This window comes from Parapedobacter sp., from assembly GCF_053550995.1.
In genome coordinates this window covers 1-23937 of record NZ_JBMQOC010000032.1, presented here as the reverse complement: position 1 = coordinate 23937, position 23937 = coordinate 1, and the positions used below count along the sequence as shown (strand labels likewise).

20 protein-coding genes are annotated in these 23937 nt (G+C 51.7%); 10 read left to right on the top strand and 10 right to left on the bottom strand.

Translation table 11 applies throughout. The features are described from left to right. The first annotated feature begins 4 nt into the window (after positions 1-4). The 6 genes from ACO1NT_RS05055 (at position 5) to ACO1NT_RS05030 (ending at position 11828) form a co-directional block, all read left to right on the top strand. Positions 5-3115: a SusC/RagA family TonB-linked outer membrane protein gene (locus ACO1NT_RS05055; RefSeq protein WP_449047332.1), complete on the top strand. Its 3111-nt coding sequence runs from the start codon at positions 5-7 to the stop codon at positions 3113-3115. A 12-nt stretch (positions 3116-3127) separates the two neighbouring features. After that, a complete protein-coding gene (locus ACO1NT_RS05050; RefSeq protein ID WP_449047331.1) occupies positions 3128-5353 on the top strand; it encodes a RagB/SusD family nutrient uptake outer membrane protein in 2226 nt (741 codons plus the stop codon). A gap of 21 nt (positions 5354-5374) precedes the next feature. Next, entirely contained in the window at positions 5375-6763 is a 1389-nt protein-coding gene (locus ACO1NT_RS05045; protein WP_449047330.1) for a discoidin domain-containing protein, read from the top strand. Between the two features lie 124 nt (positions 6764-6887). Then, complete coding sequence (locus tag ACO1NT_RS05040; protein WP_449047329.1) at positions 6888-8360, top strand: CotH kinase family protein; 1473 nt, start codon at positions 6888-6890, stop codon at positions 8358-8360. 58 nt (positions 8361-8418) lie between these two features. Continuing rightward, the gene (locus tag ACO1NT_RS05035) at positions 8419-9969 is read left to right on the top strand and encodes a beta-galactosidase (protein WP_449047328.1); all 1551 of its coding nucleotides are present in this window, start codon (positions 8419-8421) and stop codon (positions 9967-9969) included. 44 nt (positions 9970-10013) lie between these two features. Beyond that, the gene (locus tag ACO1NT_RS05030; protein ID WP_449047327.1) at positions 10014-11828 is read left to right on the top strand and encodes a hypothetical protein; all 1815 of its coding nucleotides are present in this window, start codon (positions 10014-10016) and stop codon (positions 11826-11828) included. A 23-nt stretch (positions 11829-11851) separates the two neighbouring features. Here the strand turns inward: ACO1NT_RS05030 and ACO1NT_RS05025 are convergent, their stop codons facing one another. The 3 genes from ACO1NT_RS05025 to ACO1NT_RS05015 all read right to left on the bottom strand — a co-directional run bounded on the left by ACO1NT_RS05025 (position 11852) and on the right by ACO1NT_RS05015 (position 14929). Then, positions 11852-13123, bottom strand: coding sequence for a metallophosphoesterase (locus ACO1NT_RS05025; protein WP_449047326.1), 1272 nt, complete (start codon positions 13121-13123; stop codon positions 11852-11854). Between the two features lie 8 nt (positions 13124-13131). Further along, the gene (hemH, locus tag ACO1NT_RS05020) at positions 13132-14214 is read right to left on the bottom strand and encodes a ferrochelatase (protein WP_449047325.1); all 1083 of its coding nucleotides are present in this window, start codon (positions 14212-14214) and stop codon (positions 13132-13134) included. An 85-nt stretch (positions 14215-14299) separates the two neighbouring features. Then, positions 14300-14929, bottom strand: a complete 630-nt coding sequence (locus tag ACO1NT_RS05015) for a fibronectin type III domain-containing protein (RefSeq protein ID WP_449047324.1) — start codon at positions 14927-14929, stop codon at positions 14300-14302. Here ACO1NT_RS05015 and ACO1NT_RS05010 point away from each other — a divergent pair. Further along, positions 14910-15137 carry a hypothetical protein gene (locus ACO1NT_RS05010; RefSeq protein ID WP_449047323.1) on the top strand — a complete coding sequence of 76 codons (228 nt, stop codon included), beginning with the start codon at positions 14910-14912 and terminating at the stop codon, positions 15135-15137. The genes ACO1NT_RS05015 and ACO1NT_RS05010 overlap by 20 nt on opposite strands. A gap of 5 nt (positions 15138-15142) precedes the next feature. Here the strand turns inward: ACO1NT_RS05010 and ACO1NT_RS05005 are convergent, their stop codons facing one another. From ACO1NT_RS05005 to ACO1NT_RS04995, 3 genes are all read right to left on the bottom strand, one after another. Continuing rightward, positions 15143-15328, bottom strand: coding sequence for a hypothetical protein (locus tag ACO1NT_RS05005; RefSeq protein WP_326329025.1), 186 nt, complete (start codon positions 15326-15328; stop codon positions 15143-15145). Between the two features lie 713 nt (positions 15329-16041). Next, complete coding sequence (locus ACO1NT_RS05000; protein WP_326329024.1) at positions 16042-16890, bottom strand: 4-hydroxy-3-methylbut-2-enyl diphosphate reductase; 849 nt, start codon at positions 16888-16890, stop codon at positions 16042-16044. Positions 16891-16917: 27 nt separating this feature from the next. After that, positions 16918-18072 carry a serine hydrolase domain-containing protein gene (locus ACO1NT_RS04995; protein WP_449047322.1) on the bottom strand — a complete coding sequence of 385 codons (1155 nt, stop codon included), beginning with the start codon at positions 18070-18072 and terminating at the stop codon, positions 16918-16920. A gap of 362 nt (positions 18073-18434) precedes the next feature. Between ACO1NT_RS04995 and ACO1NT_RS04990 the strand changes: the two genes are divergently transcribed. From ACO1NT_RS04990 to ACO1NT_RS04980, 3 genes are read left to right on the top strand one after another with little or no spacing between them, the layout of a single operon-like run. Continuing rightward, the gene (locus ACO1NT_RS04990) at positions 18435-18644 is read left to right on the top strand and encodes a type II toxin-antitoxin system VapB family antitoxin (protein ID WP_325640557.1); all 210 of its coding nucleotides are present in this window, start codon (positions 18435-18437) and stop codon (positions 18642-18644) included. After that, the gene (locus ACO1NT_RS04985; protein WP_326329022.1) at positions 18631-19014 is read left to right on the top strand and encodes a PIN domain-containing protein; all 384 of its coding nucleotides are present in this window, start codon (positions 18631-18633) and stop codon (positions 19012-19014) included. The genes ACO1NT_RS04990 and ACO1NT_RS04985 overlap by 14 nt, the downstream gene beginning before the upstream one ends. A 42-nt stretch (positions 19015-19056) precedes the next feature. Next, positions 19057-20313: a serpin family protein gene (locus tag ACO1NT_RS04980; protein WP_326329021.1), complete on the top strand. Its 1257-nt coding sequence runs from the start codon at positions 19057-19059 to the stop codon at positions 20311-20313. Positions 20314-20319: 6 nt separating this feature from the next. Here ACO1NT_RS04980 and ACO1NT_RS04975 read toward each other — a convergent pair whose 3' ends face one another. The 4 genes from ACO1NT_RS04975 to ACO1NT_RS04960 form a co-directional block, all read right to left on the bottom strand. Continuing rightward, complete coding sequence (locus ACO1NT_RS04975) at positions 20320-20478, bottom strand: hypothetical protein (RefSeq protein WP_449047321.1); 159 nt, start codon at positions 20476-20478, stop codon at positions 20320-20322. 133 nt (positions 20479-20611) lie between these two features. Then, positions 20612-20863: a DUF6364 family protein gene (locus tag ACO1NT_RS04970; RefSeq protein WP_326329018.1), complete on the bottom strand. Its 252-nt coding sequence runs from the start codon at positions 20861-20863 to the stop codon at positions 20612-20614. A 76-nt stretch (positions 20864-20939) separates the two neighbouring features. Beyond that, entirely contained in the window at positions 20940-23342 is a 2403-nt protein-coding gene (locus ACO1NT_RS04965; RefSeq protein ID WP_326329017.1) for an ABC transporter permease, read from the bottom strand. Between the two features lie 130 nt (positions 23343-23472). Further along, the gene (locus tag ACO1NT_RS04960) at positions 23473-23871 is read right to left on the bottom strand and encodes a type II toxin-antitoxin system VapC family toxin (protein ID WP_326329016.1); all 399 of its coding nucleotides are present in this window, start codon (positions 23869-23871) and stop codon (positions 23473-23475) included. Between the last annotated feature and the right edge of the window lie 66 nt (positions 23872-23937).

Here is a 23937-nt window from a genome sequence, read left to right as displayed (position 1 = left end):
ATTTATGAATCATTCAATAAATAAGGCTATATTTCCGTTTGTTTCGCTGCTTTTGTGGGTGGGATTCCTTCAAGCGCAGGTGAGTGGAACCGTCAAAGATGAATATGGCGCGATACTGCAAGGGGTAACCGTTGCCTCAGAAAACGGTAAAAGCACCGCCGCAACCGATAAGAACGGCCATTATGAAGTACGAGCCGACGATGGCAGCCAATATTTGGCTTTCTCGCTGCGCGGATATGTGTCGCAAACCCATGAGATTACCGATGGGGTGCTGGATGTGACCCTGAAACGGGCTGAAACGTATGACTTGGACGAAAAACTGTATTTCGGCAATTTCACCCAACCCCAAAAGAAGGTCATCGCTTCGACTACCAGCGTGACAAGCGACGAGTTGCGCCGTTCCCCCGTCGGCAACCTTTCCATGTCACTTGCCGGGCGCCTGCCGGGATTGTTTACCCGAGAAACCTATTCGGAGCCGGCACGGACCAACACGGAGCTTTGGGTGCGGGGCTATTCCTCTCCTAACGGCGGGGCGGCCATGATTGTCATCGACGGCTTCCCCTATGATTACAATGCAAATCAGCTTTTCGAGTACATCACGGCAAACGAGGTTGAATCCATCAGCGTATTGAAAGACGCCGCCGCCCAGGCATTGTACGGGATTCATGGAGCGAATGGCGTGATTGTCATCACCACGAAGCGTGGCATCAAGCAGCCGCTGAAAATAGAAGCTGAAATTAACCACACGTTTGAACAACGGACGACAACCCCGCCCCACATCAGCTCGGCGGATTTCGTCCGATTACGTAACCTGGCGGGCTATAACGACGGAAACGGACAGTATTCTTATTTCAGCCAAGTTGCGGAGGAGGGATTCGTCGCGGGCGAAGACCGGGATTATTTCCCCGACAATAATTGGAGGGCAATGAATGCCAAGGATATCACCCATATGAATCGGGTGAACGTTAATCTTACCGGTGGGGGGGACAAAGCCGTTTTCTACACCAATGTGAACGTATTGCATCAGGATGGCATGTGGAAAGTAGCTCCGACGACTACCGATTATAACCCCAACAACAACTTCCTCTGGGCAAACATCCGCTCCAACGTGGACGTCAACTTGTCGAAATACTTCTCTATCGGCATGAACCTTAGCGGCAACATTAAGCGGGAAAGAACCCCGGGGGGCCATGCGGTGGAATTAACGTATGGAGGCAGCTGGGACGGGTTCGCACAGCGAATCTGGTATCGTTTTTTCACCTTACCGCCATATAATTACGGTCCAACCACACCGCTGGTACAAGACCCCGAGACCGGAGAGACGTCGGGCGGCGAGGTCGTGGTTACGGAAACCGAACCGATCACCTCCTGGGCCGTCATCAACCGCTTGGGTTATGACCAGTATACCGTTACCAATATTTACGCACAGTTTGCGCCCAAGCTCGACCTGAGCTTCGTAACACCGGGGTTAAGCCTGACCGGCCACTACGGCTACCAGACCAATGCGGTCAAAGGGCTATTCGTAAACCGTACCTATGAAGAGTGGGTGCGTACCCGTGATTATTCCGAGCTGGAGTTCGAAAAGATCCGGACACAGGTCAATAGTCCATTGCAGTACCGAAGCAGCACGAGTTTTTATTATAACCTGAATTATAAAGGCACCTTGAATTACCACCGACGGTTCAATAAGGTGCATGATGTAAGCGGCATGGCTTACAGTTACTACCAGCACCTCAACAAGGCGGGGGGCGGATTGCCTTACAAGCGGCTAAATTCGGGGCTGAGTGTGGGCTATGGATTCGATGATCGGTATTTGGTTCGGTTCAACCTGGGGTATTCCGGCTCGGAACAATACTCCCGCGAAAACCGGTTCACCGCTTTTCCCGCTGTTTCAGCTGGCTGGGTAGCGTCCAACGAATCGTTTTTAAAAGAAAATCCCATTTTAACCTACTTGAAATTCCGTGGTTCGTGGGGTAAAGCAGGTAACGACCGCGGGATAGGTAGGTATGTTTACCTTGACAACGTTACGTTGACAGGCGGCGGATTCGGGTTCTTGGGTGGCCATAATGTGAACGAAGGCCAGGTCGCAAATCCTTTCCTCGACCCAGAAATCATTACCAAGAAGAATTTGGGTGTCGACCTTACCCTGTGGAACAACCTGAGGCTGACGGCCGATGTATATAATGAGCGGACCGAGAATGGGGTAACCAGTGCCATATCAAAAACACCTTCCTACCAAGGTGTTCCGCTTGGCAACTACCCGCGCACCAACGTTGGGGTCTATGAGAACAAAGGGTACGAAGTGTCGCTCGATTTCACCAGGGACCTTAATCGCGACCTGACACTGTCGTTGGGCGGGTGGCTGGCTTACAACAAAAATCGAATCATTTTCTGGGACGAAAGCGAACGGGCGGAAGACTTTGCCTACCGCATCCGCCAAGAAGGCTATCCGATCGGCCAGCAATGGGGCTACATGGTCGATGACCATAATGGCAACGGGTATTTCAATAGCCAGGAAGAGATTGACAACAGTGGGTTGACCTATGAAATCGGTACGCCGCGGCCCGGTTACCTGAAATACTATGATCTCAATGCCGATGGTAAAATCAACGACAAAGACAAGGTGCCCCTCGGAAAGGGTGCTTTGCCGAACTTCTTTTATGCATTCCATGGGGGGTTCAAATACAGAAGCTTTGATTTCAATTTTCTATTCCAGGGTGTAGCAGATTATTGGACGATCGATATGTCCAACGGGCGGGTAGAATATAACTTTGAAGGCATCTATTCCGAATGGCATAAGACCGCGTGGACGGAGGAACGGTATGCCAATGGCGAGGAAATCACTTATCCGGCATTGTCTGCCAAGAAGAATTCCAACCATGAAGCCAGTAATTTCTTCGTTGAAGACAAATCCTATCTCCGGTTGAAGAACCTGGAAATGGGCTATACGTTCAAGGCTTACAATGGTATAAGGCTCTTTGTGAGCGGGCAGAACCTACTGACGTGGGATAAGTTGGACCATGATATCTATGGGCCCGAAGGGCACTACAACGGTGGTATCGAAGGGGTTCCCGTATATCGTTTATACAACGTAGGGTTAAGTGTTAAATTCTAAAACTGAATGATAATGAAAAGATATACTATCTTCTTAATAATTGCGTTGGTAGCCTGTTTTACCCCTTCCTGCAACGATATGCTGGAGCTCGGGTATGACGGTCGTTCGTCGCTCGACGAACTGTTCAAAACCAAGAACGGCGTGAGAGGATACCTGAATTCGTGCTATGGTTCGCGCATCTTCCCCGATATCAACCGCTCGGCACTTACCGACGAGGCACAAAGTTCAGAACGGGTTTTCCAGGGATCGCTCCCCTCCCTATGGTATGCGGATGCCTTCTCCGCGGCCAACTATTCCAATGTGGATGGGCAGCCATGGACCGGAATCTACCAATCCATCCGCAAGTGCAATATCTTTCTGAAAAGGATCGAAGGCGTTTCCGCCGACGACCTGGCTTCGCTCGAGGATGAGATTACCTCTTGGAAAGCACAGGCGCATACACTGCGGGCGCTTTATTACTTACAGTTGATCAAACGCTACGGTGCGGTTCCTTTAGTTACCAGTCCTTACGAGATCGACCACGACTTCAGCCAAGATGGTCGTTCACCGGTATCGGTCATTGTTTCGCAGATACTGGCCGATTGCGATGCAGCCATGAGTGCTCCTGAATCCTCGTTGGGCTTCTCTTGGACGGTCCGCGTCGGAGAGAACTTCATCATGAACCGGGCAGTGGTACAGGCCATCCGCTCGGAGGCCATCCTTTATGCGGCCAGTCCGCTGTTTGCCGATGGTACCTATTCATGGAACGATGCCGCTGGCATGACCGGCAATGCGTTGTCAAATCTTTTGACCAATGGCTACGAACTTTGGACGGAGACCCCCGCCGCGGGTGTTGCCCAAAACACCTATGAACTCTATTTCATTACGCAGCACGATGAACAGCGCGCCCGCGATAAAGAAACCATTTACGGCGGACCGAAAGTGAATATATGGGGAAGCCACGGTATGCCTTCCACGCCGGGGCAAAGCTCGGCGGGCGCGAGCCCCACGCAGGAGCTGGTGGATGCCTATGAAATGCAGGCTACCGGACTGCCCCCGATTACGGGCTACTCCGATCCGCAGCACCTACAGCCCATTATCAATACAGCATCGGGTTACGATGCCGAAAACCCTTATGAGGGCAGGGACCCCCGCTTCTATGCGACCATTTATTTCAATGGCGCGGTACGGGATCTGGGCGCCGTATCGGGTGGACTAGCTAGGGATGACCATTACCCGCTCCAAATGACCACCTCGGGCAATAATATCTCGATCACGGAGGAAGACGGGGCATTTCGTATCGAAACCCTCGGCGGCGACCCTTATGCACCGACGACAACCCTGGGCACCGACATCAACGCTTCCGCGGGTTCGATATTGCTTAAATTCAAATACAAAAGCAACAAAGAAATCACCAATGCGCAGTTCTTTTTCCAGTCGCCCGGTGCCGCCGGAGGACAATCAACCCCGGAAAACGTGGTCCTTCACAAATCGGACGAATGGATCGACTTCGAATTGGATTTGACTTCCTACAGGAGCGAGAGCTGGTGGAAATGGGGCGCTGCTGACCACTCCTTGCGGTTCGATGTCGGTGCGGATGCAGGAAGTATCGTTTACGTAAAGGATATGGAAATCAATGTACGGGTGGAGACGACTCCCGCCGATCCCGTTCAAAGCTATGTCGGTGGAAAGGACGCCATCTCGACTACCGACCGACGCGCCACACATACCGGTTACTATCTGCGGAAATACAATAACTGGAAATCGGGACGCGACAATGACGCTGACGGCGAAATCCGTATGTTCCGTCTTGCCGAAATGTATCTCAATTTCGCGGAGGCCGCCTATCAATCGACGGGCAACCCCGACGCGGCCATCGATATCGGCAATGGTATCTCCATGAGTGCGCGCGATGCGGTTAATGCCATCCGCCGACGGGTAAATATGCCCGACCTGCCCGCCGGGCTATCGAAAGATGAATTCGAGAAACGCTACCGCAACGAACGCCGGGTTGAACTTGCTTACGAGGGGCATCGTTATTTTGATGTGCGCCGCTGGCAAATTATGGAAGATGTGGAGCGTTACGTGACGGGGATGCGGATTACCCCGGCCGGCGGTGATTCCTTTACCTACGAACGGATTGGGTTCGAGCGCGAATCTTTCAAGGAAAAACTCTACCTATACCCCATCCCGCAGGATGAAATCAATAAAATGCAAAGCCATACCGGTGCCGACTGGCAAAACCCGGGCTGGAATTAATCATATCAAAAGGAAATGAGTATGAACCATATTCTAAAATTAACGGCCAGCCTATTGTGCGGGGTGCTTATCCTTAACTCCTGTAGTGAACCCTATGCAGAATCGATCGAGCTGGAGCGTTTTATGCTCCTCTCCCTGTCGGGAGCTGCAGACAGTCCGATCGAACAGTCGATTAGCCTCGACGATCCGTTTACCTATCCATTGTCGGTTTCTTATGGCGGCACGACCAATTACGGCCAAGGGGAGATCTCAGTGAATCTTGGCGTAGACAATGCACTGGTAGATGGTTATAACGAAGATCATGGCACCGCTTATTTGCCGTTGCCCGAAGGCTCGTGGTCGCTCGACAAAAACGCGATCGTTATCCCCGACGGAAACCGGATATCCGACGTCGCAACAGTGACCGTTGACCCGTCGTTGGTCAATTTCGCGCACGATTACCTCCTGCCCGTCACTATGCAGTCTGCTACGGGCGATAAAATCCCGATCAACGAGGAACTTAAAACGGTCTATCTCGTCATTAAGGGCGATGTGGAGCTTCTGCCGCTCGAGAACCTATGGACCGCCCATGGCTCTTCATCGGTTTGGCAGGAAGGCTTTAAGGTGGAGAATGTGTACGACGGAAACCGGAATTCCTATTGGCACAGCGCATTGACAGGCATGCCCCAGTGGTTTGCAATCAATATGAACGGATACAAGCTCGTTGAAGGGTTCTCCTGGATCAACCGGCAGGAGACGGATCAGCACGCCCTTCCGAAGCACGTGAAGTTCGAAACCAGCATGGATGGGGAAACCTGGACGGAAGTGCTCGATGTACCCGAATTGCCCGCTTCGCGCACCATGCAGGTGCTGGAGTTGCCCGAGAAGGTCGTTGCCAAATACTTCAAGGTAACGGTGCTGTCTAACTGGGCCGACGCACCCTACACGTACGTGGCCGACGTATCTACCTGGGCCGGAACGAAACCGACTGGCGAGTATGACTGGGAAAAGAGCACTTGGGAAGTGATCGACTATAAATCGCAATGGAACGCGGATTGGGGCGTCGATAAAATCTTCGACGGCAACAAAGGCAGCACCTGGCACAGCGAGCCGTTCGATGCGACCAAAAATGGCATGCCGCAGTGGTTTGTCGTCGATATGATGAAGATGAGGCCGGCCATCAAAGGGTTCCTGATATGGAACCGGCAGGATGACCATGGGATGGAGCCCAAACACGTCATCTTCTCCGTCAGTGAAGACAATACCAATTGGACGACGGTTCTCGAGCTCGACGAAATGTCGAATGATTACTCGAAAGAGTTGGATTACAAGACGACCAACCCGCAAGCAGGCCGATACCTGAAAGTGGAAGTCATGTCTAACTGGGGAGGCGGGGCTTGGACGTACTTCGGCGAAATCTCAACGTATTAGTCGTTGACCAAAAGCGGGGTTTCGTTCCCGAAGCTCCGCTTTTTCAATTTCGTAAGCGTAGGCCATTGACCATCTTCCGGCAATGCGGCCCGTAGCTAATAACCGAACTCAGGTTAATACGATAATGATAGATAAATTGCAAATCAGCAAGCCGATTTCATGGATGGCGCTATCGGTGCTTTCTTTCCTCTTTTTTTCCTGTGGAAAAGAAGCGCTGGCACCCAAAATATTTACCGATACCGAACTCGCGAAACTTCCCGATCGAACGGTGTTCAAGCTCGGCGAGACGCCGGATTTCAGTGGCTTGGAGCTATTCGAAGTCTACACCGACAGTACGAGGAAGTTGACCCCCCACTACAAAACGGCGTGGGCAGGGAATATATTTAAAAGTGGAACATCGGATGTAGCCGTCCGGGCCCGCGACCGTGAAGTTACGTTCCAAATCACGTTCAGCGACCAGCTGGTCGAAACCGGGCTTCCTGTCCTGTACATCGACACGGAGGGTGAAAAAGCGGTCGATTCGAAAGACGACTATGTCAACGCCCATATGGTTATCAAAAGAGAAGGGGAAATTATATCGGAAAATGCGTTACGGATAAAAGGCCGGGGAAACGCCACGTGGACCTATCCGAAGAAGCCCTATAAGCTGAAATTGGACAGCAAGGCGCCGGTGCTGGGGATGGAGGAGGCTAAGGACTGGGTGCTGCTCGCCAACTACGGTGATAAGACCCTGCTCCGTACCAGCATCGCTTTTGAGCTGAGCCGGCTGATGCAATTCCCTTGGACACCCGACGATCGTTTTGTGGAAGTGGTGCTCAACGGCGAATACCTTGGGAACTACCAGCTCACCGAGGCAATCGAGCAGGGAAGCAACCGTATCGACATCCCCGAGGCGGGTTTTATTTTCGAGAAAGACGGCTATTATGAACAGGAACCCAAACACTTTGTCTCGGCGTCAAGAGGGTATGGCTACTCATTCAAGCATCCCGACCCCGATGACGAGTTGACCGACAATCAATGGCACTATATCAAAAATTACGTGGACGAGTTCGAGTCCGTACTTGCGTCGGAAGCCTTTACTGACCCGCTGACGGGCTACCGGGGTTATATCGATGAAGGGAGTTTCGCCCGGTGGTTTATTTTCCAGAATATCCTCGCCAACATGGATACCAATATCTATCTGATCAAAGAGGATCGGAATGATTCGCGGCTCTCCATGGGACCCGTTTGGGATTTTGAATGGTCTATCGGAATTGGATGGTACTATGGGGCACGGCCAAGACCGGCAGATTACTACGTGTGGGACTCAAATTTATTTTATTACGATCGGATGCTGCAAGACCCTCAATTCAGAGCTAAGGTAAAAGAATTATGGAACAGCCTCTCTGTAACGGACGATATTCTTCAGCACATCGAAGAAACGACCCGGCTCATCGCAAAGTCGCAGGAACTGAATTTCAAGCGGTGGGATATCATGAACGAACGGGTGAGTGTCGGAGGGATCCCAATGGGGTCATACGAGAAAGAGGTGGCGTGCGACCGTCAGTTTTTCATTGATCACATGAACTGGTTAGATGGCGAGATATCCAACTATTGACGTGCCTGCCCGCCGACCCACCATTATTTAGGGTTTAAGCAGCGTATCAGAAACGAATATGAAGAATATGAACACCGATCGAAGGAAATTTTTCAAGACAGCGGGATTAGCTACAGCGGGATTGGCAACAGGGCTTCATTCCGACCTATGGGGGATGCGTCCGGCAGCGGATTACACGGGAAAGGCCGGTAAACCTGCATTCGCCCCGGTCGTTGATTCCCGCCCCACATCGATCCGCCATGCGAAACCGAAAGACCACGGAGAGGCATTGGTCAACCCTGGGATGGGATGGGTAACCTATTTCTATTCCAACCTTTACCAAAATTATGGATCCAAGCTAGCTCCTTCCGATACCGTCCGTTATTTCCCTGGAATGAACACGGTGTTCCTCCGTCTTCCCTGGGCTTTCCTTGAGCCGGAAGAGAACCATTTTGTCTGGGAAATACTCGATACGCCTGCCCAACGGTGGATTGACAATGGCGGGCAGGTGGCGCTTTGCATCACGGCGACCGAGAATTGGATGGAATCGGGAACCCCCCGCTGGGTTTTCGACGCAGGCGCTGAGCATTACGAAGTGGATGGCTATTTTGAGCCGAATTATGACGACCCGATTTTCCTTGAGAAGGTAGAGAAATTTGTCCGAATACTGGCGGAAAGGTACGACAACAATCCGCATATTGCCTATGTGTTTGTCGGCCATTACGGCATGTGGGGAGAAGGGCATACCGTACTTACGACACCGAAACACGGTCATTCATGGGGGTATGAGACCCAGAAGCAGATGATCGACCTCTATCGGCGCCACTTTAAAAACACGCTCCTTTGTATCTCCGACGATTACGTGGGGCACGATCTCCGGGGCGAGCGGTTTCCGATTACCGACTACGCTTTTTCACGCGGGGTCTCTATCCATGATGACAGCATCCTCGTGCAGCCGGAGCCCAACCATTGGTACCACAGCGAGATGGCCCAACTATTCTGGCCTACACTTCCCGTGGTACTGGAACATGAGCACTTCGGTGGTTCGGTTGACCGGGGAGCGTGGGATGATGAGCTCCTTCTGCGCGCGGTGGAGGAATATCACGCCTCATTCCTCTCGATCCATTGGTGGCCGGAGCTATTCTACGAAAAGAACAAAGAACTGATTGCCCGGATAAACCGACGCATCGGGTACCGGCTGCAAGTGCCCGAAATTACCTGGCCGTCCGTCATCAGGAAGGGAGAACCCTTTATCATCCAGAGTAAATGGGCGAACGCAGGGGTGGCCCCCTGCTATGGAGGCGGCTATCCTTGTTTCACACTTAAGGATGAAAAAGGAGGAATAGTTTCGGTACTGACCGATACCTCGTTTAACCTGAAAAGCCTCCCCGTTTCCCCGCCTGACCAAAGCGCCGAGCAAGCGTTGTCATCGACCTTCGTTATTGCGCCCGCCCATCACGACCGGAAAGGTGTCTTCTCGCGCACATGTTTGCCGGGCACCTATGATCTGTATGTCTCTGTAGGCGAACGGGATGGCACGCCAGTTTATGCGCTTCCATACCCCGGCGACGACGGTAAAAAACGCTATAAAATAGGCGTTATTGTCTTGCAGGACTATGAATCAGCTTAGTAAATCATGCATGTAGCTTTTCCAATAAACGATATACTTTTATTATGATGTTGCATACCACCTCACAAAAACTATTGCCCGTTTTCCTTTTCCTTATTTCATGCCAATTCATCGCCGCGCAGACGGTCGAAAGCGATCAATGGTCCGCGACCGACGCGTTGGGGAGAAAAGTCGTGGAATATCCCGACGCACAGGACGAAAGAGACAAATTTGTGGCCATGTTTTATTGGACATGGCACCAGGGAAACGACGATACCACAACCACCGTCAAAAATATTACCGAGATCGTCCGCAAACACCCTGAAGCCATGAAAGACTACAACCATCCTGCGTGGGGGAAGCATAAGCCCGGTTTCTTTTTCTGGGAGGAGCCCCTACTGGGCTATTATAAAACAACCGACCCATGGGTATTGAGAAAACACGCGGAAATGCTTGCCGATGCGAAAGTCGATGCGGTCTTTTTCGATTGCACCAATGGCAGCATCACCTGGCAGGAATCGTACGAGGCGCTGATGCGCACATGGGACCAGGCCCAGAAAGATGGGGTTAAGGTACCAAAGATCGCATTCATGCTCCCGTTTGGTTATTCCGAAAATTCGCTGACATCACTCCGGCAACTCTACCGGGATGTTTATGAGCCGGGCAGGTACGAGAACCTATGGTTTTACTGGAAAGGCAAGCCCTGTATCATGGCATATCCCGATAACTTAACGGATGCTAAGCAGGACCGGGAAATCGCTGAGTTTTTCACGTTCAGGCCGGGACAGCCCGATTATGTGGACGGCCCCAAGCGAAAAGATCAATGGGGCTGGCTCGAGAACTACCCCCAGCATGGATATGTGGAACAGCCGGACGGAACGTTCGAACAGGTGACCGTAGGAATCGCACAAAATGCGGCTCCGGAAACGGATGGCCATTGCAGTGCGTTTAACCTCCCCGGTGCGCAGGGGCGCAGTTACTCCCATAGAAACGGGTTCGACCCACGGGTGGATGGGTATTTATACGGTTGGAATTTCTCGGAACAATGGGACAGGGCCTTCGAACTCGACCCGGAATTGGTTTTCGTTACCGGCTGGAATGAGTTTATCGCAGGACAATGGCTTCCCGAACATAACTGGACAGGAAAGCCCTTCTCTTTCGTGGATCAGTTCGACTGGGAACGGAGCCGTGACATCGAGCCTAATAAAGGGTGGGGCGACAAGGGCGACGTTTATTACTTGCAATTGGTGGATCGCGTCAGGAAATTCAAAGGGATGTCACCCCCGGATGCGGTTTCCGCTCCGCAAACCATCAAGATCAGGAAATCGGCCGACCAATGGGACCGTGTACTGCCCGAGTACCGCCATTATAAGGGCAACACGTTCCATCGGGATCATCCCGGGAGGAACAACATGTACTACACCAATCAAACGGGGCGGAACGATATCGTATTGGCGAAGGTAGCAAGGGATGCCGACCAGCTCTATTTCTATGTGGAAACGGCCGAAAAAATGACCTCTTACAAAGACAGGAACTGGATGATGCTCTTTATCGACGCTGACAGGGATAAATCGACCGGATGGAATGGCTACGATTACATCATCAACCGGGTATCCCCCTCGTCAAGAAAGGCTGTCGTGGAGAAAAACGTAGGGAACCGATGGGAATGGGTAAAGGTGGCAGAAACACCTTATGCCGTAAATGGGAATTACCTGCAAATGGAAGTTAGCCGAAGCATACTATCCCTTGAAAACAAAAAAGTGGATATTGAATTCAAGTGGAACGACAATATGCAGGATAACGGCAATATCATGGATTTCTACGTAAACGGCGATACGGCCCCTGGCGGCAGATTCAATTTTGTATTCAGCGAGCAATGACCGGAAGCATGCTCCCGGCTAAATTAACCGAGTACGGGCTTCGTGCCTTTTATCAACTCAAATACGGTGATTTCGGGCAGAATACCCACACGGCCGGGATAACCCAGGAAGCCGAAGCCGGTGTTTACATATAGCTGTTGCTGCCCTTGCCGGTAAAGGCCCGCCCATTCCTTGTAGATGTATTGCGCGGGGCTCCATTTGATATTGCCCATCCGTACGCCGAATTGCATACCGTGGGTGTGGCCGGCAAACATCACGTCTACATCGGGCCGAGCAAGCACTTGCGCCCGCCAATGCGATGGGTCATGCGAAAGCAGCAATTTAACGGGCATATCTTCGGTCCCTTGCGTTGCCAAGTCTAGGCGTCCGTGTTTAGGGAATCGGCCGGTACCCCAATTCTCCACACCGATGATGCCGATTTCCTCACGGTCGACTTTCAAGCTACGGCTTTCGTTGAGCAGCAGGTCCCAGCCCATTACTTTGTGCACTTCTTTCACGTCTTGCAGGTTTTTTGCCTTCGCGGCGGACGGCTCGGGGCCGAAATGGTAATCGCCGTAATCGTGGTTACCCAAGGTGGAAAAAACGCCCAGTGGTGCTTGTACTTTCGCGAAAATGTCTTGGTAATCACGCATTTCGTTGGCTAGGTAGTTTACCAAGTCACCGGTGAAGAAAATAACATCTGGCTTTTCAGCCAGCAGCAAATCGACCCCACCCTGCACGGCGGTTTTGTTGTAAAAACTCCCCGAATGGACATCGGAAAGCTGGCCGATTTTCATCCCGTGGAATGCGTTGGGCAGGTTGGGTAGGTAAAGCTTTTCACGGCGGACACGGTAGTCGTAGGCCCCCGAAATAATCCCCCACCCCAAGGGAGCCAATGGCGCTGCAGCAACCAATAAGCCTGCCTTGGTCAGGAATTGGGACCGGCTAATGCCCTTTACGGGCTTTTCGGGCAGTGGCGTGTCCATGTCAGCCGCGGGAGCGACTTGTTCCTTCTTCGGTATAAGAAGCCGTTTCAGCCATACGCCGCCTCTTCGGATATCGTCTGCAAGCAAGATGAGGATATACGTAAACTTACTGATGAAGGTAAGGAAAAAGGCTACCAAGATAATGGAGCGGAACATCAGGGGTATGCTTACATAGATGCTGACAAAAATGCAGGCCGTGAGCAACAAGCTGTAGCCCCACCAGATTTTCGGGAAAAGCGGTCCAATGGCCCATTTTATCCGTGATGCCCGGAGGGCCTTGTAGATATAAAAATCTATCAAAAGGAGGACTATGGTGTTAAATATAATCATTTACCCTGCTATTCTGCAATCGTTGTTTTGTGGGATACGCGGTTGTGCAGATGGGTATCATTTGTTGTTTTGCCGGTTGCCAGTTGCTCCAATGCGGTTATCCAAAGTGGATGGTCATTGAGGCTTTCTACCAATTGCACGTGCTCACCTCCCAGCGCTTTGAACTCCGTTGCATATTCTGTGCCAATCTCGTAGATGGTTTCGAGGCAATCGGCCACGAATGCGGGGCTAAAAACCAGCAGGCGCCTCGCCCCATTGGCGGCTACAGCCTTCAGTGCGTCTGTTGTGTAAGGCTGTACCCAAGGGGTTTTGCCCAGCCGCGATTGGAAGCAAACGGTGTATTGGTCTGTCCCCAGCCCGATTTTGCTGGCGAGTAACCGGGTTGTTGCATAGCATTGGGCCACATAGCAATACCGGTTATGCTCATCGATTCGCTCCCGGCAGCCCGCCGTTTCACAGCGATGCGTTCCATCGGGTGCTACATCGTTCAGCTGCCTCACGGGCAGGCCGTGATAGCTGAATAAGACATGGTCGTAAGCGTTGGGGTCGAGTTTGCGAGCATTTTCGGCAAACACATCGATCATCAGTTCGTTGTCGTAAAAATCATTGACAATAGAGACCTCGGGGAAGGTGTGCCAAGAACGCATCAGCTCCATCACTTTGTCGATGACCGAGCCCGTGCTTGCCGATGCATATTGCGGAAAGAGCGGGATGATACGTAGCTGTTCCAGATTCATCGGCTTCAGCTTTGCCAATGCCGACGCGATGGACGGGTTTTGGTAGCGCATGGCCAATTCCACATGGTACTCATCACCCAGTCGCTCCTGGAGCAACCGCTGTTGGAGTAAGCTATAATGTAGCAGGGGCGATCCCGTTTCTTCATCCCAGACCGCTTGGTAAAGCTTGGCGGAGTTGGGCGCCCGGAAAGGCACAATAATCCCCCGCACGAGGAAAAAACGACGCCATGCGGGAATATCGATGACGCGACCGTCCATTAAAAACTCATTGAGATATCGCCGTACATCGGGTACCGATGGGCTGTCCGGTGTGCCCAGGTTGACCAACAAGATTCCTTTTTTTGCCTTGCTCATGGTGTGCAAAGGTAGGTATTTATGGGGGCGGGCCGCCTAATGCAATGAGAATTTGATGCTTAGATGACGCATGACGTCGTTTCCGTCACCGGATGAACCGCCGGATGGGTTCGGTCCAATTGCTTGCCCCATGTTTATTGCGCGCCCGCACACGGAAGTACACCTCGCTGCCCGGTGTAAACCCGTCGGCATAGTCGGTCCATGAGCGCGTGGTGGTGCGCAATTCGCCCCAGATGGGATTGCCCCGGTTGTCAGCCGCGGTGGCGAAACAATAGTCGTAAAACATATCCCGCCCCACCGGTTTGAAACCGAAAGCTACCTCTCCCTGCTTCCGCCCGTCGCGTAAGAAAGGTTGGCCCGGCGTGTCGGGCGAACGGCCCTTTCGCCTACGGTCCAGTACCGGAAATCCCGAGCTGTGCAGGGTGGGCAGGTGGCCGTCGCTCACCACGTTTACGTAAAGCGCCAACTTTTGCAGCAGGTCGGACAGTCGGCGTTTGCTTTCCCGTTTGGCCGTGGAATAGAAGATTCCACCGCCTGCAGCAGCATAAACCTTTTGTTGGTAATCTTCAAAAGCGGTTTCAATTTCGGCCAAGGAGGGACGGGGGTCGGTAAACGTCGTCGAGTTTTTCATACATTGTAGAATCCGGCCGGCTGCCACCAACAACTTACCGTCCGGATAACGGATAAATCCTGCTTTGGCACGTTGGTATTTCATCGTAAGGGTCTTGTTCTTCTTGGGATTGGTATATGCCTACGGCAAACATAACCAATCGGGCAAAGAATTGCAACAGGGGAGCTCCGTTGGCAGGCAGGGGGCGCCCGGAGGCGGGACAGTTGCCGTGCATGCGGTTAGCAGCATGCGCGGAACGGGGAATGCCCGTTGCGAAACGACATTGTCTAACACACAGGCAACTTGCGTATAGGCGCTTCACGGATGGTGCCGCGCGGCCACGGTTTCATGGCGCACCCGGTCGGTAACCTTACGTGTGCTCACGGTATCAGGTGGTGTCGGCAGGTTATCGGCGGGTAAGAACGGGGAACCACGCTGGGTGTCAGCCGTGTTGCGGCACACTGTTATAGACCCACGCTGGCGTTCAGCTGGAAAACTTCGCACCTGTGTGTTACTATGCTTTGCAGCAGTGCGTTGGGGTGTTGGTTCCAACGGTTGGTTCCGCCCCGGCAGCGGAAAGGTCCGCACGGATGTTACGTAACATAACGGTAGGTATATATTGTTTCTTGTAAAGAGAATATTGTTCCAAACCAAAAGGGCATCGTTACACCGTGCAACCATACGGAGCCGTTAAAAAATGGTTTTGATACGGCGAATTGCCAAAACAGACCGATTTCGATCCGTATCGAACCGGTGAATCACGGGATGTTGGTAGCCCGTGGCCATGCCACACCGGCGTATAAGTGTTCCAATCGGCTGCAAACCACTACGCCGACGCTGAATAAGCGTGTAGGAGCCACGGAAAACGGTACGATGGAGGTAAATACCCAAAAGCGATTAACCAAAATGAAAACGCTTTTTACTATTAGTGAAACCTCGTTGGCGCATCGTTGTACTCCTTTGTCGCATTAGCAGATTATCCCGGCACATAACCGTATGGTGTTGCTGGGGAGACAGCTATTGGCGCAGAAAATGCAGCCCATTTGCGCGCGTTGTCGAATGGGTTTTGTGCGTCCTGGCAGTGTTTTGGTGCGATAGGGTAAGGAATCGGCCTGTTGCAACACCGTTGCGAGCAATCTCCGCATCCTTTTGGCGCGACAGTAAACCTTTCCGGCGCGGAACGATACCACGTAGAAGCGATGTTACGTAACATTCGGTCAATAACTTTCGACTCTCGCCTTAACTTGTTCCATCAACCACATGGGCGTGGAGGTGGCCCCGCAGATGCCCACGGTGTCGCCGGACTGGAAGTTTTCGGGATTCAATTCGGAGGGATCCGAAACGAAATAGGTGTTGGGGTTATGTTTCAGGCAGACCTCATACAGCACCCGGCCGTTGGATGATTTTTTGCCCGAAACGAAGACGACCTTGTCGTACTGGCGGGCAAAGTCGCCCAGATCTTCATACCGGTTGGACACCTGCCGGCATATCGTATCGTTGGCCTTCACGTCGTATCCGCGGTTGAGCAGCTCATCTTTGATGGCATAGAACTTATCCACGCTCTTGGTCGTCTGGCTGTATAGCGTAAAACTATCGGGAAGCTCAACGTTGTCCAATTCGGCGATATCTTGGAACACGATGGCATCGCCATGGGTCTGCCCTTGCAGGCCGATGACTTCGGCATGGCCGTGTTTGCCGTAAATGAGCACTTTTTCTTTCTTATCGAACGACGTCTTCACCCGGTTCTGCAGTTTAAGTACCACGGGGCAGGAAGCATCGATGAGCGTGATGTTGTTTTCCAGGGCAATCCGGTAGGTTTCGGGAGCCTCACCGTGGGCGCGGATAAGCACTTTTTCGTTTTTCAGCTCAGGCAGTTGGTCATGCCCAATGATGCGGAGCCCTTTGGCCTTGAGACGGGCCACCTCCTCATCGTTGTGGACAATGTCGCCCAAGCAATACAGGTAACCGTCTTCCTCGAGGATTTCCTCGGCCATGTCGATGGCATAGACCACCCCGAAGCAGAATCCGGAATCCTTGTCGATGGTCGCCTGTAGGTGAAGTCCCATTACTGGACAAAGTTAGCGAATAAATCGCTATAAGACGAAATGCCGGTACAAGCAATTAATCAGGTCGCGGTGGATATCGGGGAAGTCGTCCGTATAGGTGGTACGGCTGCCACTGATGATGACCACGAACCCGAACTTTTCCTGCGGTTGGAAAAATAGGGCACTGTTGAGGCCGTATGCAAGCCCGGTATGTCCTTTCAAGATTTTGCCAGAAATCAGATCATCCTTGGTCCGCAGGGCCAGCGCATACCCCTTTCCGGCGGGAACCGAGGTTTGCATGGCCCGTGCGCTTTCCTCCGATAAGATGCGGGTATCGCCGAGGATACCGTAATTCATGTGCATGGTCATGTATCGGGCCAAGTCGGCCGCCGAGATCTTCATGCCGCCCGTGGGCGAAAAGACGGGGGCGCTGTATCCCATGTGGTAGGTTTTCAATGATGCGGCCGGCGACCGGTAGGCGGCGGGTGATGGCACAAACCGGTTGCTGTCGGAATCGTATGTGTATAGAACGGCAAACCGTGTGCTATCGAGCTCGTCTACGTTGTAGCTTGCATAGAGCCCGAGGGGTTCCAGCACATGCTTACGGACGTACCGGTCAAAACGCTCGCCACTGTGTTTCTCGAGTATGGAACCCGCCAGGTTGAAGTTGAGGTTGCAGTATTGGTAATCCGTGCCGGGCGCATAGTCGTTATAGGCGGTTGCCCAATCGGGGTTCTTCGCGGGGTTACAGGCGTCCAATGTAAAATAACCATTTTTATCGCTGATGCTGGAGGTATGCGATAGGACCATGCGCAACGTGATGACCGAATCGGGATAATGCGGGTTGCGCACCGGGAAACCGATCAGCTCACCCACATCGTCATCGAGCGAGAGCTTCCCCGCGTCGACCAGTTGCATGAGGCTGGTAGCTACGAACGATTTGGAAATGGAAGCGATGCGGAAGACATCGTCATTTTCCAGAGGCTCTTGCGTGGCCAGGTTCCGGAAACCAAAGGAACGGTTGTAGATGATGCTGTCACCCTTCACCACGGCAACGGATACACCCACGGCATCGTATTTGGCCATGATGGCGGCGATTTCGCCGGCAGCTGTCGTGGTCGGTTGGGCGATGGATGTCATGATCGCCATAATTAGGGCGAGGACAACTAATAATGCATTCTTAAAACGGTAACTCTTCATCATATGATCAATAGATAAACGAAGGTACGAATTTCAGCGACTTAACACGGGCTGCAATGCGGGACAGGGTGCACGACAGATTTCCGTTTTTTCACGCAAAGGTCGCTGAGGCTTTTGATGCGCCCCACGGTACCGTACTCCTTTGCCGCATCGAGATAGTTTTCGCAGAGGTCACCAAGTCTATTTCTTTGCGCACTTTGCGCGAAAGCAAAGCGCCTTCGTGAACTTTGCGTGATTTTTTTAGCCTACAAAGGTTCGCGTCGCGAGCAATACGGATTTTTGTCGTGCGCCCTGCGGGACATATTTTGACGTTTCCCGAATTTCGCGTATTATTGCATAAATAATGGTGAGGATAAGCATAAATAATGATGAGAACAACGGTAGATATTCCCGAAGAGCTGATCGCTGAGGCAATGGCGCTTACCAATACGAAAACTAAAAATCAATTGATTAAGGAGGTATTGGAGGCACACATTAAGCGAATTAAGCGGAAGCGTTTAGTGGCGTTGAAAGGCACGCTCGATTTCGACATCGATTTGGATACACTCCGGGGAAGGGAAGATGTCAAGATATAATGTATTGGTTGATAGCTCCGTTTGGATACAGTATTTCAAGTCGGCCGATATCCCCATACTCGATCAATTATTGGAAGAAGACTTTGTTTGCACCAATGATTTGATATTGACGGAATTGCAGCCGGTATTGGTGCATCGGGGTCGGCATGATATCCTTGAAGGGTTGCTCGCATTGGAGAGGATTCCACTTCAAATAGACTGGCACCTTATCCGTGAATACCAATTAATGAACCTCAGAAATGGTGTTAACAAGGTTGGTGTTCCTGATTTGATGATTGTTCAACAGGTTATCGACCAAAAGCTCATGCTGTTCAGTTTTGATAAGCATTTTAAGTTGATGCGTAACTTCCTGCATTTTGATTTGATGTAGCGTTTTAACACTGCGTGCCGTCTTACCTAAAAAAGGACCAAGATGAATCGATTCGCAACATATGGAATGCTGTTGGCCGGCGCAACGGCGACGAGCCTGGCGGCTTGTGAAAAAGCCAACCCGGAAAAGTTGGGTCAGGGCAAAGACTTGATTCTCACGGCCGTGGAACAGGAGAAAGCCGAAAGCGACAACCGGTTTGCCTTTGAGTTTTTCCGTACCGCCACGGGTAGTCTCGGCACCAACGAAAACGCCATGTTATCGCCATTAAGCGTGGGTATGGCCTTGGCGATGACCCATAACGGTGCCATCGGCGAGACCCGCAATGCAATCGAAAAAGCACTGAAATTCGACGGCTTCGATGCAGCAGCCATTAACGCTTATTACCGGAAGCTGGTGGCTGACCTGCCCCAACTCGACCCGCGGACCACGCTGGATATTGCCAACTCCATATGGTATCGTCAGGGCTTCGACGTATTGCCCGGCTTTTTGGAGGTAAACAGGGAGTTCTACAAGGCAGAAGTAAACGTGTTGGACTTTGCTGACCCGGATGCCCCGGATGTAATCAACGACTGGGTCAGCAAGAAAACCAAGAAGAAAATCCCGACGATTATCGAGGGGGGTATTCCTGGCGATATGATGATGTACCTCATCAATGCGGTATATTTCAAAGGGGCATGGGAGCAACGGTTTGATAAGAAGCAGACTGAAAAAGGTACGTTCACGCGTGCCGATGGCACAACATTGCAAACGGACTTCATGCGCGTGAAACACACCTTCAACGTCGCCGCAACCGATGTTGTGGAAGCAATCGAACTGCCTTATGGCGACAAGAGGTTCAGTATGGTGGTATTGAAGCCCCGTGACGGTGTCGACCTGATGCAGCTCTCGGAAAAGCTGGCGGATGGCGACCTTTGGGATAAACTGGCATCGTCTTTCTATTCGCGGGAAACTCAATTAGCCTTACCCAGGTTCAAGTTCAGCTACGAGAATAAGCTGAACGATGAACTGACCGACATGGGGATGGGTATCGCGTTTACCCCGGCCGCTGACTTCTCGGGTATTAGTTCCGCACCCCTTGCCATCAGCGAAGTGAAGCATAAATCGTTTATCGAAGTAAACGAGGAGGGTACGGAAGCGGCGGCGGTGACGTCGGTGGGTATGGTTATGACCTCACTGCCGCAGGCGTATACGTTTGATGTTAACCGCCCGTTCCTGTTTGCCATCCGGGAAATGAACACGGGTTTGATTTTGTTCATCGGGCAGGTAAATGACCCGTCGGTGGAAGCGACGAAAGGATAGGGTATGCTACCGCAGCGTTGTCTTGAGGTATTGCTCGGCGGTCATCACCGGGAGCAGTGATTTTTTGTAATCTTTCAGGTTTGGGGTAATGATCATATCGCAGCGATTAGCCAATGCAATCGTGTATTGAACGGCGTCTTCGATGTCGTTGAATGCGGTAGTCATTGCGGTTCGAATAGCTATAGCGTCGGGTGGTAAAACAAGTCCACTAACGATAGCATCTGAACGGCAGGATGATAATACGGCTCTCTACGCAACACGGCATCAAGGAGAATATCCGAGCCGATAAATAACGTCATCAGGATTTGTATTTATCTAAAATTGCATCCCGGTAATCCGATTTATGATTGAAATCCGGTGTTGATTTCTTTACCGCTGTCAATTCTTTCGTCCAAGGCGAAATTTCGAGAATCTTCTCTTCCCGGTCAGTAAGGGTACTGAGATAGTTCTCCACAATCTTAGATAAGCTTATATGTTGTCGATTGGCATACGCTTTGGCTTGATCAATGACATGTGTTTTGATATTCAACGTTAGTTTTGTGCTCGGCATAATATAACCCTCCCAATGTTACGTGCAAACGTAAAAAAAAGACACGTGACACACAAGGTTGTGCATTAGCCATGCATCACTCATCCCTCAAACTATCCACCGGATTGGCCACCGCTGCCCGTATCGCCTGCCAGCTTACGGTAAGCAGGGCGATGACCAAGGCCGCCAACCCCGTCAGCGCGAATATCCACCATTCCACCTCAATACGATAGGTATAATCTTCCAACCATTGGTTCATCGCCCACCACGCAATGGGTGAGGCGATGACAATGGCCAAACACACTAACTTTATAAAGCTTTTCGAAAGCAGCGTTACGATACCCGTTATGGAGGCCCCCAATACCTTGCGGATACCGATTTCTTTGGTTTTCCGTTGTGCAGTGAATGCGGCGAGACCGAATAAACCCAAGCATGCGATTACGATGGCAATCGTAGCGAATAGTGCTGTTAACGTCGCTATGCGTAGTTCTTCCTCAAATTTGCGGGCATAAGCACTGTCCACAAACGTGTATTCAAATGTATAGTTGGGGTTGAATGTATTGAATGCGGCCTCCGCGAGGGCAAGATTTTCGGCGGTGGTGTGGTTGGGGTTCAGCCGGATGTGCATATAGCTGAAGTAGCCGGCCGGTCCATAAACGATCAAAGGCTCGATGGCATCATAAGGCGATTGGAGGATAAAATCTTTCACCACGCCCACCACGTGCCACCGCTCTTCATACTCCTTGCCCTTATTGCGTACAAGCTCAACACCCAGCGGATCGACCAACCCCATGCGCTTCACCGCCGTTTCATTGAGCAGTACGGCATTGGAGTCGGTTGGGAATTGATAGGCATCGATATCGCGGCCGGCAACCACTTCGACCTGCATGGTTTCCACGAAATCGGCATCGCTGCTCAACCCTTCAAACACCAGATCGTAGTCTTCCGGCTTGCTATTGGGCCAGCTGAAGCCCCAGCTGTTGGTGGTGTGCCTCGTTATGGGACCAATGGTTTTGGTTACGGCGGTAGCCGCTCCGTTGTCAAGCAATTCCTTTTTGATGAGGGCGTAATTTTTACGGGCGTCACCATTCATGGCCACATAAATCAGGTTGTCCTTATTGTATCCATTGTCGCGGTTTTGAACGTATTGGATTTGCCTGCCGACAATCAGCGTGCAGCAGATCAGGGCAATGGAGAAGGTAAATTGCAGCACCACCAATACCTGGCGGGGCGTAAACGTACTTCGGAAAGGAACCAGCGTACCTTTAAGGGTCTTTACGGGTTGGAAGCCCGACAGGAAGAAGGCCGGGTAGATGCCCGCGACGATTCCGGTGAGCAGAAGAAACAGGGCAAAAAACAACCAAAAGAACGGATGGATGGCCGAAAGCGACAATTCCCGGCCGATAAGTTCGCTGAAAAACGGCATGGCCGGTATCAGTAAAATCAGCGCCAGCACGCCCGCAATCACCGAGAGGAAGATCGATTCCGTCAGGAACTGGCCAATCAGGGTATTTCTCCGGGCACCGACAACCTTCCGCACCCCAACCTCCTTGGCCCGCTTTTCACTCCGGGCCGTACTGAGGTTGGTGAAATTGATGCAGGCCAACAAGAGGATGAACACAGCGATCACGATGAACAGCCGTACGGTGGTTAATCGGCCAGCCACCATTTGCCCGTTTTCGGATTTATTGTAGAGGTGCCATTTGGTGGCAGGGTGCAGGAAGATATGTGCCGTATTGGTAGGATCGGTGTCGTGCGTGGCGACGAACGCCCGGATTTTTTCGTTGAATGCGCGGAGTTCAACCCCAGGTCGAAGCAACACGTAAGCTTGGTGGTTATAGCCTGTCCAAGAACCATAATACACGGTGCCGAGTGTTTTCTCCGCGAATAGCCATGGACAGAAATACTCGATACCACTGAATCGTGAATTTGCCGGTATATCTTCAATCACCGCACTCACCTGGAGGGTAGCTAACGTATCTAACGCAATGGACTGCCCGATAACATCCGTTTTGCCAAAGAGCCGACGTGCCAACGATTCGGTGAGCACGACATTGTTGGGCTCGGCCAGTGGCGTGGATTTATCTCCCGCGATGAAGTTGAAATCAAACAGTTTGAAGAAAGAGGAGTCGGGCGCAATACCTCGGGGCGTAAACTTATGGGCACCCACACGCAGAACATACCGGCTCCGCATGTTGGCGATCCGTACCACCGTTTCCACCTCGGGGTATTCCGCAGCCAGTGTAGGGCCGAGAATGGCGGCTGTGGCGCCCCATGCGTGCCTCTCGCCTTGGAACTCGTCCGACGTGAACACCTCGGAAAGCCGGTCCGTGTTGCTGTAAAATCGGTCGTAGGTCAGCTCACTCTGTATCCACAGGGCAATGGCCGTCGCTGCCATCAAGCCGATGGTCAGTCCAATGATGTTGATGGCCGAGAATCCTTTGTCGCGCTTTAGATTCCGCCAGGCAATCCGAAGGTAATTACTGATCATGGTTGCCATCGTCCATTTTCTGAGCCAAAAACCTAACAAGCTGTTTGCTAGCTGATTGATTTTGTTTTTGGAGTGGGAAGTGTTCGATATCGAACACCGATTGTACACTAGCGGACAGTATTTGGAAAAAGCTGTGGGCTTACCACAATTGCTTTAATCCCACAGACTGGTATTTGCCGATGTTTTTGTCTTTGCTCAATAGCGTTAAATTGTGGCGGATGGCCTGCCAGATAAGCATCCGATCGAACGGGTCGCGGTGCCAATCGGCCTTTAATAGGTGATAGCCTGCGGCCTCGGGTGGTAGAAGTGGAAGAACATCGAGGCCACTTTCTTGCGCGAGAGCGGGAAGCTCTTCGGGAGAGACCCCTGTTAAGTCGAGTTTACCCAACCGATACTTCAATGAAAGCTCCCAAAAGCTAACCGAACTAACGAATACCGTATTGGTAGCATCTTCCAACAAGACGGATACCTTGGCCGATAGCTTTTTGCGATCCAATAATGCCCAAAGAAAGGTATGCGAATCCAAGAGGTAATTCATCCCAACAAGTCTTCTTCGGTCATTTTAAAATCGGTCTTAAAGCGGACTTTTGCTTTCCCCTCCAAT

Coding starts and splice junctions, on each gene's coding strand:
- ACO1NT_RS05015 (WP_449047324.1), bottom strand. CDS start 14,929: ATGAAATACCAACGTGCCAAAGCAGGATTTATCCGTTATCCGGACGGT.
- ACO1NT_RS04975 (WP_449047321.1), bottom strand. CDS start 20,478: ATGACTACCGCATTCAACGACATCGAAGACGCCGTTCAATACACGATT.
- ACO1NT_RS05030 (WP_449047327.1), top strand. CDS start 10,014: ATGATGTTGCATACCACCTCACAAAAACTATTGCCCGTTTTCCTTTTC.
- ACO1NT_RS04995 (WP_449047322.1), bottom strand. CDS start 18,072: ATGATGAAGAGTTACCGTTTTAAGAATGCATTATTAGTTGTCCTCGCC.
- ACO1NT_RS05025 (WP_449047326.1), bottom strand. CDS start 13,123: ATGATTATATTTAACACCATAGTCCTCCTTTTGATAGATTTTTATATC.
- ACO1NT_RS04960 (WP_326329016.1), bottom strand. CDS start 23,871: ATGAATTACCTCTTGGATTCGCATACCTTTCTTTGGGCATTATTGGAT.
- ACO1NT_RS05045 (WP_449047330.1), top strand. CDS start 5,375: ATGAACCATATTCTAAAATTAACGGCCAGCCTATTGTGCGGGGTGCTT.
- ACO1NT_RS04990 (WP_325640557.1), top strand. CDS start 18,435: ATGATGAGAACAACGGTAGATATTCCCGAAGAGCTGATCGCTGAGGCA.
- ACO1NT_RS05000 (WP_326329024.1), bottom strand. CDS start 16,890: ATGGGACTTCACCTACAGGCGACCATCGACAAGGATTCCGGATTCTGC.
- ACO1NT_RS05040 (WP_449047329.1), top strand. CDS start 6,888: ATGATAGATAAATTGCAAATCAGCAAGCCGATTTCATGGATGGCGCTA.
- ACO1NT_RS04970 (WP_326329018.1), bottom strand. CDS start 20,863: ATGCCGAGCACAAAACTAACGTTGAATATCAAAACACATGTCATTGAT.
- ACO1NT_RS05035 (WP_449047328.1), top strand. CDS start 8,419: ATGAAGAATATGAACACCGATCGAAGGAAATTTTTCAAGACAGCGGGA.
- ACO1NT_RS05055 (WP_449047332.1), top strand. CDS start 5: ATGAATCATTCAATAAATAAGGCTATATTTCCGTTTGTTTCGCTGCTT.
- ACO1NT_RS05050 (WP_449047331.1), top strand. CDS start 3,128: ATGAAAAGATATACTATCTTCTTAATAATTGCGTTGGTAGCCTGTTTT.
- ACO1NT_RS04985 (WP_326329022.1), top strand. CDS start 18,631: ATGTCAAGATATAATGTATTGGTTGATAGCTCCGTTTGGATACAGTAT.
- ACO1NT_RS04980 (WP_326329021.1), top strand. CDS start 19,057: ATGAATCGATTCGCAACATATGGAATGCTGTTGGCCGGCGCAACGGCG.
- hemH (WP_449047325.1), bottom strand. CDS start 14,214: ATGAGCAAGGCAAAAAAAGGAATCTTGTTGGTCAACCTGGGCACACCG.
- ACO1NT_RS04965 (WP_326329017.1), bottom strand. CDS start 23,342: ATGGCAACCATGATCAGTAATTACCTTCGGATTGCCTGGCGGAATCTA.